14 protein-coding genes and 4 tRNA genes are annotated in these 15,082 nt (G+C 33.1%); 5 read left to right on the top strand and 13 right to left on the bottom strand.

Annotated features, from left to right (window positions below; all coding sequences use genetic code 11):
* Window positions 1-10: 10 nt before the first annotated feature.
* The 6 genes from OJ995_RS03850 to OJ995_RS03825 all read right to left on the bottom strand — a co-directional run bounded on the left by OJ995_RS03850 (window position 11) and on the right by OJ995_RS03825 (window position 1,524).
* Window positions 11-493 (bottom strand): DUF1761 domain-containing protein, encoded by a 483-nt coding sequence (locus OJ995_RS03850; RefSeq protein WP_133608055.1) that lies wholly within the window; start codon window positions 491-493, stop codon window positions 11-13.
* Window positions 494-551: 58 nt separating this feature from the next.
* Complete coding sequence (locus OJ995_RS03845; protein WP_026724150.1) at window positions 552-1,001, bottom strand: KTSC domain-containing protein; 450 nt, start codon at window positions 999-1,001, stop codon at window positions 552-554.
* Between the two features lie 141 nt (window positions 1,002-1,142).
* Window positions 1,143-1,215, bottom strand: a tRNA-Met gene (locus OJ995_RS03840).
* Between the two features lie 30 nt (window positions 1,216-1,245).
* Window positions 1,246-1,318: transfer RNA gene (locus OJ995_RS03835), tRNA-Met, on the bottom strand.
* 30 nt (window positions 1,319-1,348) lie between these two features.
* A tRNA-Met gene (locus tag OJ995_RS03830) sits at window positions 1,349-1,421 on the bottom strand.
* 30 nt (window positions 1,422-1,451) lie between these two features.
* Window positions 1,452-1,524, bottom strand: a tRNA-Met gene (locus tag OJ995_RS03825).
* A gap of 117 nt (window positions 1,525-1,641) precedes the next feature.
* On the opposite strand from OJ995_RS03825, the gene era reads away from it, so the two are divergent.
* Window positions 1,642-2,526, top strand: coding sequence for a GTPase Era (era, locus tag OJ995_RS03820; RefSeq protein WP_264368227.1), 885 nt, complete (start codon window positions 1,642-1,644; stop codon window positions 2,524-2,526).
* Between the two features lie 57 nt (window positions 2,527-2,583).
* On the opposite strand, the gene OJ995_RS03815 is transcribed toward era, so the two are convergent.
* Window positions 2,584-3,075 carry a hypothetical protein gene (locus OJ995_RS03815; RefSeq protein WP_264368226.1) on the bottom strand — a complete coding sequence of 164 codons (492 nt, stop codon included), beginning with the start codon at window positions 3,073-3,075 and terminating at the stop codon, window positions 2,584-2,586.
* Window positions 3,076-3,317: 242 nt separating this feature from the next.
* Between OJ995_RS03815 and der the strand changes: the two genes are divergently transcribed.
* The gene (der, locus tag OJ995_RS03810; RefSeq protein ID WP_264368225.1) at window positions 3,318-4,628 is read left to right on the top strand and encodes a ribosome biogenesis GTPase Der; all 1,311 of its coding nucleotides are present in this window, start codon (window positions 3,318-3,320) and stop codon (window positions 4,626-4,628) included.
* A gap of 131 nt (window positions 4,629-4,759) precedes the next feature.
* Complete coding sequence (locus tag OJ995_RS03805; protein ID WP_264368224.1) at window positions 4,760-7,543, top strand: outer membrane beta-barrel protein; 2,784 nt, start codon at window positions 4,760-4,762, stop codon at window positions 7,541-7,543.
* A gap of 60 nt (window positions 7,544-7,603) precedes the next feature.
* Here the strand turns inward: OJ995_RS03805 and OJ995_RS03800 are convergent, their stop codons facing one another.
* Genes OJ995_RS03800 through OJ995_RS03780 form a run of 5 tightly spaced genes read right to left on the bottom strand, consistent with a single transcriptional unit; the run spans window position 7,604 to window position 10,752 of the window.
* The gene (locus OJ995_RS03800; RefSeq protein ID WP_264368223.1) at window positions 7,604-8,368 is read right to left on the bottom strand and encodes a TPM domain-containing protein; all 765 of its coding nucleotides are present in this window, start codon (window positions 8,366-8,368) and stop codon (window positions 7,604-7,606) included.
* A gap of 1 nt (window position 8,369) precedes the next feature.
* Complete coding sequence (locus tag OJ995_RS03795) at window positions 8,370-8,807, bottom strand: TPM domain-containing protein (protein WP_264368222.1); 438 nt, start codon at window positions 8,805-8,807, stop codon at window positions 8,370-8,372.
* A complete protein-coding gene (locus OJ995_RS03790) occupies window positions 8,807-9,409 on the bottom strand; it encodes a LemA family protein (protein ID WP_133609426.1) in 603 nt (200 codons plus the stop codon). Before OJ995_RS03790 ends, OJ995_RS03795 begins: the two co-directional genes overlap by 1 nt.
* A 33-nt stretch (window positions 9,410-9,442) precedes the next feature.
* A complete protein-coding gene (locus tag OJ995_RS03785) occupies window positions 9,443-9,775 on the bottom strand; it encodes a MerR family transcriptional regulator (protein ID WP_133608073.1) in 333 nt (110 codons plus the stop codon).
* Complete coding sequence (locus tag OJ995_RS03780; protein ID WP_264368221.1) at window positions 9,775-10,752, bottom strand: M23 family metallopeptidase; 978 nt, start codon at window positions 10,750-10,752, stop codon at window positions 9,775-9,777. The genes OJ995_RS03785 and OJ995_RS03780 overlap by 1 nt, the downstream gene beginning before the upstream one ends.
* Before the next feature lie 176 nt (window positions 10,753-10,928).
* Between OJ995_RS03780 and alaS the strand changes: the two genes are divergently transcribed.
* Window positions 10,929-13,565: an alanine--tRNA ligase gene (alaS, locus tag OJ995_RS03775; RefSeq protein WP_264368220.1), complete on the top strand. Its 2,637-nt coding sequence runs from the start codon at window positions 10,929-10,931 to the stop codon at window positions 13,563-13,565.
* A 51-nt stretch (window positions 13,566-13,616) separates the two neighbouring features.
* On the opposite strand, the gene OJ995_RS03770 is transcribed toward alaS, so the two are convergent.
* Window positions 13,617-13,988 (bottom strand): RidA family protein, encoded by a 372-nt coding sequence (locus OJ995_RS03770; RefSeq protein WP_264368219.1) that lies wholly within the window; start codon window positions 13,986-13,988, stop codon window positions 13,617-13,619.
* Window positions 13,989-14,068: 80 nt separating this feature from the next.
* Between OJ995_RS03770 and OJ995_RS03765 the strand changes: the two genes are divergently transcribed.
* Window positions 14,069-15,022 (top strand): GSCFA domain-containing protein, encoded by a 954-nt coding sequence (locus OJ995_RS03765; RefSeq protein WP_264368218.1) that lies wholly within the window; start codon window positions 14,069-14,071, stop codon window positions 15,020-15,022.
* The last annotated feature ends 60 nt before the right edge of the window (window positions 15,023-15,082 follow it).

The raw sequence follows: 15,082 nt of genomic DNA, 5'->3' as shown, positions 1-15,082 counted from the left end.
AAAATTTATTTTATTTCCAGCCACAAATAATAGCTCCCATTATGGTCATAACTATAACCCAATAACCCGATGTGATTGCTGCATATCTAAATGATTTTTGCTCAAATAAACAATTGGTCGCTATAACGGGTAAAGCAATAAATAATCCTGCCATTAATCCGTGCAATGCTCCATGTTTAAAAGATCTAAAAGCATCTCCATAATCTGCCATAAAAGCTGCATAAGAAGGCTTAGCATGAGCAACATCTCCTCCCACTAATCCCATAACAGAAAACTGGTGAATTGTTAGGGGTTGCATAAAAAAGGCTAACATAAAAGCAAAAACAAAAGTCAATCCAAAGATTTTTGCCATATTTCCTTGTTTGGCTTTTTCCTCGGTCATCCCGATTTCGTTCATCCAAATCGTTCCAAAAACTTTAGGATTATACCAAACAAATCCAACAACAAAACTTGAGAGTGCTGCCACTAGAACAGCTAAAAAATTAATTTCCATAATTGATATAGTTTTTTGGTTAGTATATCAAAAATAGGAATATTTTTTTAACAATTGTTTATTCAGCTACGATTTTGCTTGCACTGCGGTATAAAAACTCATTGTAAATGTGTCGTCTTGCAAAACGACTAGGCGATTCTGCATTAACCATTTTAATGTATGTTACTTTTGGCACACTAAAATACTCGTAATTGCTACCATCTAAAAACGAAATATACAACACTCCATTATCCATATAAAAATCTTGGATATTTACAGTTGAAGTTATTTTTTGATATACTTCTTTGTTTTTTTCTTGTGTTTCAGGAGCAATACTAACCAAAAAATGGTATGCTTCAATAATATTTTTACTTCTTTCCTCAGCAGCTAAACGCTCCACTGGATCAGCAATAGTATCAGGATGATCTTCCTTCATACTATTTCTATAAATGGTTTTTAATTCTTTCAGCGTAGCTGTTTTGGTAACATCAAGTAACTTTCTGTACTCGGCAATTTTCTTTGGATTCATAGTTATTTTAAAATAAAGGTGCAAAAGTAGTGTTTTAATATTGAATCAAGCCAAAAAACTAAAACAATAAACAAAAACATAACCATTTATTAATGAATTAATTACATAAAAAAAGCTCCACATTTCTGTGAAGCTTCTTAGTAGCGGGAACAGGACTCGAACCTGTGACCTTCGGGTTATGAGCCCGACGAGCTGCCTACTGCTCTATCCCGCGATGTACGGTTGTAATTCAATAAATTCTTAGTAGCGGGAACAGGACTCGAACCTGTGACCTTCGGGTTATGAGCCCGACGAGCTGCCTACTGCTCTATCCCGCGATGTACGGTTGTAATTCAATAAATTCTTAGTAGCGGGAACAGGACTCGAACCTGTGACCTTCGGGTTATGAGCCCGACGAGCTGCCTACTGCTCTATCCCGCGATGTACGGTTGTAATTCAATAAATTCTTAGTAGCGGGAACAGGACTCGAACCTGTGACCTTCGGGTTATGAGCCCGACGAGCTGCCTACTGCTCTATCCCGCGATTTGTGAGTGCAAAGGTACACTCTTTATTTAAAATTACAAGACTTTTTTAAAAATAATGTTTTCTTTCTACTATTTAAGGCGTTATCACTACCTTTGTACCCATAAATATATTGAAATGGAGCACAGAGCAGGTTATGTAAATATTATTGGAAATCCGAATGTAGGAAAATCAACACTTATGAATGCGTTTGTAGGCGAGCGTCTTTCTATTATCACATCGAAAGCACAAACTACAAGACACCGTATTCTGGGAATTGTGAATGGAGATGATTTTCAAGTTTTATTTTCAGATACGCCTGGAATTATAAAACCGGCGTATGAATTACAAAATTCGATGATGGATTTTGTGAAATCGGCTTTTGAAGATGCTGACATTTTAGTGTATATGGTTGAAATTGGAGAAAAAGAATTAAAAGACGAAGCGTTTTTTAATAAAATTATTCATTCTAAGATTCCTGTTTTATTGTTATTAAACAAAATTGACAAATCGAACCAAGAACAATTAGACGAGCAAGTTCAATTGTGGAAAGAAAAAGTACCTAATGCCGAAATTTATCCTATTTCAGCTTTAGAGAACTTTAATGTGCAAACTGTTTTTGATAGAATTATCGAATTACTTCCTGTTTCTCCGGCGTTTTATCCAAAAGATGCTTTAACTGATAAACCAGAGCGTTTCTTTGTAAACGAAACCATTCGCGAAAAAATCTTGTTGAATTACGATAAAGAGATTCCGTATGCGGTTGAAATTGAAACGGAAGAATTTATTGAAGACGACAACATCATTAGAATTCGTGCTGTAATTATGGTGGAACGCGATACGCAAAAAGGAATCATCATTGGTCACAAAGGTGCTGCTTTGAAGAAAGTTGGGATTCAAGCCCGTGAAGATTTGGAAAAATTCTTTGGCAAACAGATTCACTTAGCCACTTACGTTAAAGTAAATAAAGATTGGAGAAGCAGTGCTTATCAATTAAAACGTTTTGGATATAATCAGAAATAAGGAAAAAGAGCAAAGAATAAAGATAAAAGATGCCTGATGAATGTTCATCAGGTTTTTTTATTCCAAAACCTTATACATCAAATCTTCTAATTCGTGCATTTGTGGCACACCGCGTTCTCTGTTTAATCGTGCCATAAAATAGAGCGAAAACCAAAACACTACCATGATTCCCATGATGCTAAAATCTAAAACCGTGGATTGTTTTAGCGACCAGTGTGTGTAAGCCATCATAGCGAATACTAAAAATAATCCTGCGATGATAAAGTGTAGAAACATAAAAAGCGTCCACAACAATTGCTCAGGACCAAATAACCCTTTAACTGTTGTCTTATCTTCATTGGCTTCTAATTCCAAATGTAAAAACGGGGAATAGTATTTTCGTTTTTCTTTACTGAAATAGAAATACAAATGGTCATCGATTATTTTAATTTGGTAATCGGCTTTGAGTTCAGTTTTTAGCTGTTTTGCTTTTTCTAAAATTTTATCGACACTATTTTTTGATTCGAATTCAAACTTTGGTCTTAGCGCAATACTTTTTTCAGGTTCCATTTCTTCTGATTTTAAAGCTAATATATACAATTTTAACAAATGTTGAACAAATTTCACACCCTAGCCCAGATAAAAACGGAAACCCCGCAAATTTTTGACCTATTTTTTCTTTTTATTTGGACAGCGACCTTTGAAGCTGACTGAATAAATTTAGAAAAAAAGAGCTAAAATTGTGGAGTTGTAGTGGATAGCTGGAAAAAGCTCCAAAAAAAATCGTACTTTTGCCGATTCAAAATAAGATTATGAATAATATTGTTGCAATTGTAGGAAGACCAAATGTTGGAAAATCCACATTTTTTAACCGTTTAATTCAGCGAAGAGAAGCTATTGTTGACTCGGTAAGCGGTGTTACGCGTGATAGAAATTATGGAAAAAGTGAGTGGAACGGAAAGGAGTTTTCTGTAATTGATACGGGAGGTTATATCAAAGGTTCTGACGATATTTTTGAAGCTGAAATTCGTAGACAAGTAGAATTAGCTATTGATGAAGCTGATGCTATCATTTTTGTAGTAGATGTTGAAGAAGGTATTACACCTATGGATGATGAAGTGGCTAAATTGCTTAGAAAAGTCACAAAGCCTGTTTTATTAGTAGTAAATAAGGTAGATAATGCAATGCGTGAAAAAGACGCTGTTGAGTTTTATAATTTAGGATTAGGAGAATACTATTCAATTTCGGGAATGAGCGGAAGCGGAACAGGAGAACTTTTAGACAAATTAGTCGAAGTGTTACCTGAAATGCCAGAAGTTACCGAAGAGGTGGAACCATTACCACGTTTTTGTGTAGTTGGAAGACCAAATGCTGGTAAATCATCTTTCATCAATGCTTTAATTGGCGAAGATAGATTTGTTGTAACCGATATTGCTGGAACAACACGTGATGCCATTGATACGAAATACAACCGTTTTGGATTTGAATTCAACTTAGTAGATACTGCCGGAATTAGACGTAAAGCGAAAGTAAAAGAAGATTTAGAATTTTACTCGGTAATGCGTTCGGTTAGAGCTATTGAGCACAGTGATGTTTGTTTATTGGTTATTGATGCTACTCGCGGATTTGAAGGTCAAGATCAAAGTATTTTTTGGTTGGCTGAAAAAAACCGTAAAGGTGTAGTAATCTTGGTTAACAAATGGGATTTGGTTGAAAAAGACACCATGTCGACTCGTGATTACGAAAGAAAAATTAGAGAAGAATTACAACCATTTACTGATGTGCCTATTCTTTTCATCTCGGCTTTAACCAAACAACGTTTATTAAAGGCATTAGAAACAGCGGTTGAAGTATATGAAAACAGAAAACAACGTATTTCAACTTCTAAATTCAATGAGTTGATGTTGCCAATTATTGAAGCAACTCCTCCACCAGCTTTAAAAGGAAAATATGTGAAAATTAAATATTGTATGCAGTTGCCAACACCAACACCTCAGTTTGTGTTTTTTGCTAACTTACCACAATATGTAAAAGACCCATATAAACGTTTTATTGAAAATAAATTAAGAGAACAATACAATTTTAGTGGCGTTCCAATTGATATTTATTTCAGACAGAAATAGTTAAAAAACCGGAGTTAACACTTCGGTTTTTTTATGGTTATTGTTAAACTTTTCGTAAGAAAATTTTTATTTACACAATAAATATTTTATTTCGTAGTTAATTACAACTTAAACTATTTAACCGCTTATCTATGTTCAATAAAATCCTTTTCATTGGTTTATTTTTATTCTCAGCCATAGGTTTTAGTCAAAACACAATTTCTTTAAAAGGAAAAATTATCGACAAAAACACTTCTGTTCCACTTGAATCGGCAACTATCTATTTAAAATCGGTAAAAGATTCCACTTTGATAGATTATACCATTTCAGACAAGAATGGAAATTTCACCATCAAAACAAAAAAAATAGATAATGCCATTTATTTCAAAATTTCATACATTGGTTATAATGACTACACAGAAAAAATTGAAAATTTAAAAGCAGACAAAGATTTTGGTGCTATAAAACTAGAAGAAAATGTAAGTTCTTTAAAAGAGGTTGTCATACAATCTGAAGCACCACCGGTTACTATAAAAAACGATACTTTAGAATTTAATGCTTCGTCGTTTAAAGTTCGTCCTGATGCTAACGTAGAAGCATTATTAAAACAACTTCCTGGGGTTGAAATAGATGAAGAAGGCAAAATTACGGTCAACGGAAAAGAAGTAAACAATATTTTAGTCAACGGAAAACCTTTCTTTGGTAAAGATGGTAAAATTGCCACTCAAAATTTACCAGCTGAAATAATCAGTAAAGTTCAAGTGACAGATACCAAAACCAAAGAAGAAGAATTATCAGGACAAGACGCTACTTCAGATGAAAAAACCATCAATTTAACAATTCAGGAAGATAAAAATAAAGGTGTTTTTGGAAAAGCAAATATGGGATATGGAACCGACGAACGGTATGAATCGAGTTTGCTTTTTAACTACTTTAAAGACACTCAAAAAGTAAGTATTCTTGGCTCATCTAACAATATAAACTCAATTGGGTTTTCAATGGATGAAATCTTTGACAATATGGGTGGCGGAAGAAATAATTCCATTTGGATAAATGACAACGGTAGCTTTGGTATTAACGGAATGCAATTTGGAGGTAATAACGGAATTACACAATCCAATATGATAGGGATAAACTTTGCAGACGAATGGGCTAAAAAGAAAATTAATCCAAACGGGAGTTATTATTATTCAAACGCAGAAACAAACAATAACAGCAGAACTAACAGAATTAATTTACTTCCAACAGGAAATACAAACACACTTGCCGAAGCTAAAACAAAATCCATAACTGACGGACATAATATTGGAGCAGATTTTGAAATAAAATTAGATTCTACTTCAACATTATATATTAGCCCAAGTTTTTCAATTAGCGAAATAAAAAATAGAAACTCAGGTTTTGACGCTACATTTGATGCATTTGGAACAGCTTTGAATGAAAACACAACCAATAACAATTGGTCAAGCCAAAACAACACTTTTAAAAACAACATCTATTTCTATAAAGGATTTAAGAAAAAAGGAAGAGGAATTAGCGCCTCGCTAAACAACGAAAACAGTAAAAACGATTCTGATTTATTTACTAAGACAACAACAACTTTTTTTCAATCTGGAAGTTCAGATGACGATAGAAATCAATTCAGAATTGACGATTCTAAAAAAGATAGTTTCAGAGCCGAAATAGGTTATAACGAACCCTTAAGAGATTCTTTAGTATTTAATTTTGAAACTACATATAGTTATAAAAAATCTAGAGACGTGAGAGAAACGTATGACTTTGATAGTGGGTTTAATTCGTATACTGATTTCAACGACTTACTTTCAAATGAAATTACCTCAACAACTTCATCAGTGGCTCCAATGGTGGGAATTAGTTTACGAAAAAAGAAAATTAGAGGTAGTATTTCGATGGGAACAGAAATTATTAATTTCAACAATCAATCTACTTATTTATCAAACAAAACTTCAGTCAATAAAAACTATATGTATCCAAAAATGAATGGATATATCAATATTACTTTAGGAAAATCAAAATCTATTTACAGCTATTATTCTTACGAAGTAAATTTACCTAGTGCAAATCAAATCTTACCATTCGAAAATTTAGGAAACCCACTAAATACGTTCATTGGAAATGCTGATTTAAAACCTAACGAAAATTACTCACTTTATACCAACTTCAACAATTATGATTATGCAACCCGAAGTGGATTTTACGCTTATGCTGGAGGAGATTACAATGTGAATCAAATCGTAGCTTCTACTACTTATGATAGCGATTTTAAAGCAACTACAACGTATCAAAATGTAGACAGAGCTTATAATACCTACATTGGTTTTAGTTTAAATAAATCATTAAAAAAAGAAAAAAGAACGTTTAAATACGGATTTGGAATGCAGTTAGGTTACAATTACGACCAAGGATTAACCAACGCAGCATTATTTGAATCAAAGGGTTTGACATTAAACCCAAGAGCAAATATTTCGTGGTCAATTGATGAAATGATTACTATTAGTCCGTCGTACAAATACACTTATATTACTAATGATTTTACGAATTATGTAATTGACAATACTAAAAATTTCAAGCATAGTGCTAAGCTAGAAATCACAAGTTATTGGCCTAAAAAAGTAGTTTTGGGAAGTGATTTTGGATACAACTACAACTCTAATATTGCAGATGGTTTTCAAAAAGATTTCTATTTATGGAATTTGAGTTTGGGGTATAATTTCTTCCAAGACAAACTATTAGCTAAAGTAAAAGTGTATGATGTTTTAAATCAAAATATCAGCGCAACAAGAACCATTACTCCAACCGCCATAACCGATATGGAAAATACAGTACTACAACAATATGCGATGTTTTCTCTAACCTATAAATTAGAAAAATTTGGTGGTAAGAAAAAAGATGAAGGTATTATCATTATGAACTAAAATAAAAAACTCGTTAGCAAACACTAACGAGTTTTTTTTATGATTACTTCGTGATTTAATTTACCAACTTCCGCCAGCGCCACCACCTGAGAACCCACCGCCGCCAAAGCCACCGCCAAATCCTCCTGATGAACCACCGCCAAAGCTTCCGCCACCACCAAAACCGCCACCGCTTCTACCTAGGCTGCTTAAAATAATAATGTCGCCTAAATCTAAGCCGCTGCCACCTCTAAAATTTCCACCACCTTTATTTCCTCTGGAAGCTAAAACTAACAGAATAATAATAAAAATAACAATCAAGATGAATGGTAAAGGATTATTTGTTTCTTTTCTAGAACCTTTGTATTTTCCTTTTAAAACTTCAAAAATAGCATCGGCACCTTTGTCTAAACCGTTGTAATAACTCCCAGCTTTAAATTCTGGAATAATGATATTTCGGATAAGTTCTCCGTTGATTCCGGCTGTTAATCTATCTTCAACACCATATCCCGGAGCAATCCAAATTTCTCTATCGTTTTTAGATAATAAAATCAGAATTCCGTTGTCTTCTTTTTCTTGACCAATTCCCCATTCATGTGCCCATTTTGGAGTTAAAATCCCAATGTCTTCACCTTTTAAATCTTCAATTGAAATTACTACAATTTGAGTGGAAGTTGAATCAGAATAACGAATTAATTTGTTCTCTAATTCTTTTTCTTCTTGCGAATTTAAAACATCAGCATAATCGTAAACACTCGTTTGAAAACTAGGTTTTTTCGGAATATCAAACTGCGCTTGGACAATCATTCCACTTAAAGCTAATACAAATAAAAATAACTTTTTCATATTAACTTCTTGAGATTTCGTTAGACAATTCGTTAGTATCATCTGATTGATAAGGGAAATATTTTTTCAATCTCTCGCCAGCTCTGAGAATTCCTTCTACCAAGCCTTTCTTGAAGTTACCTTCTTTAAAATTAGCAATTACTGTATCTTTTGTACAATCCCAAAAATCAGATTCAACTGCTTCGTTGATTCCTTTATCGCCAATTATAGCAAACTTTTTATCGGAAACACATATGTAAAACAAAACGCCATTTCGATCTTGTGTTTCGTCCATTTTCAATTCAAAAAAAACCTCCTGAGCTCTGTCAAGAGGTGATTTTTCTGTATGTTCTTCAATGTGCACTCGAATTTCTCCCGAAGTGTTTTTTTCGGCTTCAACAATAGCTAGAACAATTTCTTGCTCTTCTGCTTTTGATAAGAAATCTTCGGTTTTTGACATTATTTTTTCTCTTTATTGAAATCAAATTCTACATCCACTGGTTTTTCAGCACCTGCAACTGCATCGAAATATGGTTTTTCTTTGTAGTTTCCTAAGAAAATAGAATTAGGGAAAACTAAAATGTAGTTGTTGTATTTTTGAACCGATTCATTAAAACGTGTTCTTGCTGTTAAGATTTGATTTTCTGTACTAGCTAACTCATCTTGTAATTTCAAGAAGTTTTGATTTGCTTTTAAATCAGGATATTGCTCAACAGTAACTAATAATCTTGACAAAGAACTATTTAAATTTCCTTGCGCTTGATTGAATTGGGTTAATTGTTCTGGCGTCATATTCGTTGGGTCAATTTTTACAGAAGTCGCTTCAGAACGCGCTTTGATTACTGCTTCTAAAGTTGATTTTTCAAAATCAGCCGAACCTTGAACCGTTTTAACTAAATTCCCAATAAGGTCATTTCTTCTTTGGTACGAAGTTTCAACATTTCCCCATTCTTTATTTACTTCTTGATTTACACGAACAGCTCCGTTTTTGATACTAAAGAACCAAAATACAAGGATTAACAATAATCCACCACCGATAATAAAAGGCAAAAATTTTCTCATCATTTTTTTAAGTTTAAAAGTTTAATTAATTGTTTATAGTTGATTTTTAATTGTGTTCAATTGTGCTTTAATCGTTTCTAATTTGCTGATAATTTCAAATTTATCTAAGGTTTTTTTCTGACCCTCTTTCAAATGTGTTTTGGCGCCTTCTAATGTAAATCCGCGCTCTTTTACCAAATGATAAATCAATTGCAAATTCTTAACATCTTCTGGTGTAAACATGCGATTTCCTTTGGCATTTTTCTTTGGTTTTAGAATATCAAATTCTTTATCCCAAAAACGAATTAAGGAGGCATTTACGTTAAAAGCTTTGGCTATTTCACCAATGCTGTAATATCTTTTGTCTGGTGCTAATTCTAAATGCATTAGTCTAATGATTGATTTTCTTGATTCGCTAATTTTGAAATCTCTATATATTCTTTTGCTGAAATACTTCCGTAATAGAAATTCAGCGGATTTACACGTTCTCCATTTTTAAACACTTCATAATGCAAATGTGGTGCCTGACTTCTTCCTGTACTTCCCACATAACCAATAATATCGCCACGTTTTACTCTTTGACCTGGACGGCACTTATATTTGCTTAAATGCGCATACAAGGTTTTGTAGCCATAACCATGATTGATTTCAATATGATTTCCATATCCTGATAACGAAGCATCTGCTTTATAGACAACTCCATCTCCAGTGGCGTAAATAGGTGTTCCTGTTCTAGCTGTGAAATCCATTCCGTAATGAAACTTTCTAATTTTCGTAAATGGGTCGCTTCGATAACCAAAACCTGATGCCATTTGCTTTAAATCTTCATTCTTAACCGGTTGAATTGCCGGAATTGCCGCTAACAACTTCTCCTTTTGCTTCGCCAAAGCCACAATTTCATCTAACGATTTGGATTGAATTACCAATTCTTTTGTCAATACATCCACACGTTTTGTAGTGTTTTCCATTAACTCCGAATTATTAAATCCTTGCAAATCTTTGTATCTGTTTACACCTCCAAAACCCGCTTTTCGTTCTTCTTCTGAAATAGGAGTTGTATTAAAATATATTCTGTAAATATTATTATCTCTATTTTCAATCGCTTCTAAAACTTCATTCATAAGATCCAGTTTCTTATTCAAAACCTTATAATTTAAAGCTAAAGCTTCAATTTCTCTCGCTTGAATTTTATCTTTTGGCGTTTCAAAATAACTGGTGTTAATCAATAGCAAAAAAATCAAGAATCCAAACAAAGCCGAAGACACCAAAAACAAGACAACATAGCCAAACTTCTTCCTTTTTCTTGTCTGAATACGCTTGTAGGCTAAATTTTCTGAATCGTAATAATATTTTACCTTCGACATAAATGAAAATATACTATTTTTGTGCCAAATTTATTGATTGACATAGGTTATACGAACAAATTTAAGAAATGTTTCATTCTAAAGCTATTTTATTTTTTAGTTGGGATATTTTTCGAAAATCTAATTCCAAATTCCTACCAAAATCAATAATTAAAATCAGAACTAAATAATTGATAATGAAATCACAAGACATTCGTAAACAGTTTTTACAATTCTTCGAATCTAACGGACACTTAATTGTTCCTTCTGCGCCAATCGTTTTAAAAGACGACCCAACCTTGATGTTTAACAACTCGGGAATGGCCCAATTCAAAGAATATTTCTTAGGCAATGGAACTCCAAAAAGCCCAAGAATAGCCGATACGCAAAAATGTCTTCGTGTTTCAGGAAAACATAATGATTTAGAAGATGTAGGTTTTGATACTTATCATCACACCATGTTCGAAATGTTGGGTAACTGGTCTTTTGGCGATTATTTCAAAAGAGAAGCAATTAATTGGGCTTGGCAATTATTAACGGAAGTTTATAAAATTCCGAAAGAAAATTTATATGTTTCTGTCTTTGAAGGAAATCCAGATGAAAATGTTCCGTTTGATCAAGAAGCTTGGGACATTTGGAAGGAATTAATTAGCGAAGACCGAATTATTTTAGGAAATAAAAAAGATAATTTCTGGGAAATGGGAGACCAAGGACCATGTGGACCTTGTTCTGAAATTCACGTAGATATACGTACCGAAGCAGAAAAAGCGTTAGTTTCTGGAAAAAGTTTAGTGAATAATGACCATCCACAAGTAGTGGAAATTTGGAACAACGTATTCATGGAATTCAACCGTAAAGCTGATGGTTCTTTAGAAAAATTACCAGCACAACACGTAGATACCGGAATGGGATTTGAGCGTTTGTGTATGGCATTACAAGGAAAAACATCTAATTATGACACCGATGTTTTTACACCACTTATTGAAAAAGTAGAACAAATTACAGGATTAAAATACACTTCAAACGAAGTTAAAAATATATCAGAAGAACAAAACAAAACCAACATTGCGATTCGTGTAATAGTTGACCACGTTCGCGCGGTAGCTTTTGCAATTGCAGATGGACAATTACCTTCAAACACAGGTGCGGGTTATGTAATTCGTAGAATTTTACGTCGTGCGATTCGTTACGGATTTACGTTTTTAGGAACAAAAGAACCTTTCATTAATAAATTGGTAGAAGTGTTAGCGAATCAAATGGGTGAATTTTTCCCTGAGATTAAATCGCAACAACAATTGGTTACCAATGTAATTCGCGAAGAAGAAGCTTCTTTCTTAAGAACTTTAGAACAAGGATTACAATTGTTAGAAAACGTAATGACAGAAACCACTGGAAAAGAAGTTTCTGGTGCAAAAGCATTTGAATTGTATGATACTTTTGGTTTTCCAATTGACTTAACAGCTTTAATTCTTCGTGAAAAAGGATACGATTTAGATGAAGCTGGTTTCAATGTGGCGATGCAAGAACAAAAAGCGCGTTCTCGTGCAGCTTCTGAAGTTTCTACGGAAGATTGGAAAGTTTTAATTCCAGGAAATGTGGAAACGTTTGTGGGTTATGATAAAACTGAAAATGAAGTAAAAATTACACGTATTCGTAAAGTAGATTCTAAAAAAGATGGTGTTTTATACCAAATTGTTTTAGATAATACGCCGTTCTATCCAGAAGGTGGTGGACAAGTGGGTGATAAAGGAACATTAGTTTCTGCAAATGAAACCATCGAAATTATTGATACTAAAAAAGAGAACAACTTAATATTACATTTCGCAAAACAACTTCCAGAAAATATTGAAGCTGGATTTGTAGCAAAAGTAAATACTGACTTAAGAACTTCGACTTCTAAAAATCACTCGGCTACGCATTTGATGCATTTGGCATTGAGAAACATTTTAGGAACACATGTGGAGCAAAAAGGTTCGTTAGTAAATCCAAATTACTTACGTTTTGACTTTTCGCATTTCAGTAAAGTTTCTGATGAAGAATTACGTCAAGTAGAAGCAAGTGTGAATCAACAAATCGAAGCACAATTACAATTGGTAGAACATAGAAATATTCCAATCAAAGAAGCATTAGATAAAGGTGCAATGGCTTTGTTTGGTGAAAAATATGGTGATTCTGTTCGTATGATTGAATTTGGTGACAGTAAAGAGTTATGTGGTGGAATTCACGTGAAAAACACCGCTGAAATTTGGCATTTCAAAATTGTTTCAGAAGGAGCTGTTGCTGCTGGAATTCGTCGTATAGAAGCTATTACGGGTGATGCGGTGAAAGATTTTTACACTTCGCAAGAAAACACGTTAGCGGAAATCAAAGAAGTATTGAAAAATCCGCAAGATGTTTTAAAATCTGTGGCTTCATTACAAGATGACAATGCAAAATTGAAAAAACAATTAGAGCAATTAGTGAAAGAAAAAATCGAAGGATTAAAAAATACATTAGTTGCTGATTTCCAAGAAATCAACGGAATCAACTTTTTAGTAAAACAAGTAGATTTATCTATGAGTTCGACTAAAGATTTAGCGCAAGCTATTGGGACTTCAAAACCAAATGCATTTGTATTTTTAGCTTCAATTGAAGATAATGCTCCAAATATTCACTGCTATATTTCAAAAGAATTAGTTACTGAAAAAGGGTTAAACGCTGGAAACGTAATTAGAGAATTAGGAAAATTCATCGACGGAAATGGCGGTGGGCAGCCGTTCTTCGCTTCAGGAAAAGGAAAAAATGTAGATGGGATTAAGGAAGCTTTGGAGAAAGCGGTTGATTACATTAAATAAGAAATTAAAAGCATCTAAAATAAAAATCCCGACAAATTTGTCGGGATTTTTTTATTCTACAACGGCAATTGCTTCAATCTCAATCAACCATTCTTTTCTACCTAGACTATGAACTCCAACTAAAGTACTGGCTGGATAATTTTCATTTCCTAAAAAGGCTTTTCTAACTTTTCTAAATATTGGTAAATCTACTTCTGGATTGAAATTTACGATATAGGTATTCATTTTTACCACATCTTTAAAAGTAGCATTACAATTTTGAAGTTGCTTTTCTAAATTTTGAAATGTGGCAATTGTTTGTGCTTCTAAATTTGCACCATCTCCTATTTGTCCAGAAATGTAAAGTGTTTTAAAATTTCCTGTTTTTATTACAACCGTTTGAGAAAAACCTTCATTAGGTTCGATATATTCTTTTTCAATCATTTGTATGGTATTAAATCTTGAGTAAAAATACTCGTTTTTTGTAAAAAGTAGTTTAAATTTGAGGTCTAAACCTAAATGATTTGCAATTCACCACCAAAATACCCATTCAAAAAAGCAGCTTTCCAATCGATTACGATTCGAAAATCTTGTTGCTGGGTTCTTGTTTTGCGGAGAATATGGGTGAGAAATTTGACTATTTTAAATTCCAAACAACAATAAATCCGTTTGGGATTATTTTCAATTCCGTTTCAATAGAAAAGTTAATTCGTCGATCTATTGAAAAAAGAAAGTTTACCGAAAACGATATTTTCTTTCATAATGACTTGTGGCATTGTTTTGAAGTTCATTCCGAATTATCAAATTCGGATAAAGATATTTTTTTAGAATCTTTAAATGATTTAATCAGTACAACAAACAAACAATTAAGCGATTCAACTCACATCATAATTACATTAGGGACTTCGTGGGTGTATCAAAACATTGCATCTCATGAAATTGTTGCCAATTGCCATAAAGTACCACAAAAGCAATTTACAAAAGAATTACTTTCTATTCAGCAGATTGAAGAAAGTTTAGAAAGCATTATTTCGTTAGTACATTCGGTTAACCCAAATTGCAAATTCATTTTTACCGTTTCTCCTGTTCGTCATATTAAAGATGGATTTGTTGAAAACACGCTTAGTAAAGCACATTTGATTGCTGCTATTCATAAAACAATTATCCTTCATCCATCACTCATCACCTATTTCCCTTCATACGAAATTATGTTGGATGAATTGCGCGACTATCGTTTTTATGCCGAAGACATGTTACATCCTAGTCAAACAGCTATTGATTATATTTGGATTCAATTCTTTGAAAACTACATTTCGGAATCACAATTTAGTTTGATGAATGACATTTGCTCCATTCAAAAAGGATTAAAGCACCGACCTTTTAATCCAAACACTGAAAGTCATCAAAAATTCCTTCATCAGCTTGAATTAAAAATTAAAACCATTCAAAATCAGCACCCTTTTATAAAATTTTGTTAAAATACGGCAATTGTCGTATTTCCTATGTTTCCTTTTTTTGTGAATTTTGATTTATCAATA

The organism is Flavobacterium lacisediminis, assembly GCF_025909975.1.
Lineage (GTDB): Bacteria > Bacteroidota > Bacteroidia > Flavobacteriales > Flavobacteriaceae > Flavobacterium > Flavobacterium lacisediminis.
The sequence above is the reverse complement of the archived record's forward strand: the minus strand, read 5'-3'. Positions and strand labels throughout refer to the sequence as shown.

What these genes read in the sequence shown, in the direction of transcription:
- OJ995_RS03850 (WP_133608055.1), bottom strand. Translation starts at nt 493, where the DNA reads ATGGAAATTAATTTTTTAGCTGTTCTAGTGGCAGCACTCTCAAGTTTT.
- OJ995_RS03845 (WP_026724150.1), bottom strand. Translation starts at nt 1,001, where the DNA reads ATGAATCCAAAGAAAATTGCCGAGTACAGAAAGTTACTTGATGTTACC.
- era (WP_264368227.1), top strand. Translation starts at nt 1,642, where the DNA reads ATGGAGCACAGAGCAGGTTATGTAAATATTATTGGAAATCCGAATGTA.
- OJ995_RS03815 (WP_264368226.1), bottom strand. Translation starts at nt 3,075, where the DNA reads ATGGAACCTGAAAAAAGTATTGCGCTAAGACCAAAGTTTGAATTCGAA.
- der (WP_264368225.1), top strand. Translation starts at nt 3,318, where the DNA reads ATGAATAATATTGTTGCAATTGTAGGAAGACCAAATGTTGGAAAATCC.
- OJ995_RS03805 (WP_264368224.1), top strand. Translation starts at nt 4,760, where the DNA reads ATGTTCAATAAAATCCTTTTCATTGGTTTATTTTTATTCTCAGCCATA.
- OJ995_RS03800 (WP_264368223.1), bottom strand. Translation starts at nt 8,368, where the DNA reads ATGAAAAAGTTATTTTTATTTGTATTAGCTTTAAGTGGAATGATTGTC.
- OJ995_RS03795 (WP_264368222.1), bottom strand. Translation starts at nt 8,807, where the DNA reads ATGTCAAAAACCGAAGATTTCTTATCAAAAGCAGAAGAGCAAGAAATT.
- OJ995_RS03790 (WP_133609426.1), bottom strand. Translation starts at nt 9,409, where the DNA reads ATGAGAAAATTTTTGCCTTTTATTATCGGTGGTGGATTATTGTTAATC.
- OJ995_RS03785 (WP_133608073.1), bottom strand. Translation starts at nt 9,775, where the DNA reads ATGCATTTAGAATTAGCACCAGACAAAAGATATTACAGCATTGGTGAA.
- OJ995_RS03780 (WP_264368221.1), bottom strand. Translation starts at nt 10,752, where the DNA reads ATGTCGAAGGTAAAATATTATTACGATTCAGAAAATTTAGCCTACAAG.
- alaS (WP_264368220.1), top strand. Translation starts at nt 10,929, where the DNA reads ATGAAATCACAAGACATTCGTAAACAGTTTTTACAATTCTTCGAATCT.
- OJ995_RS03770 (WP_264368219.1), bottom strand. Translation starts at nt 13,988, where the DNA reads ATGATTGAAAAAGAATATATCGAACCTAATGAAGGTTTTTCTCAAACG.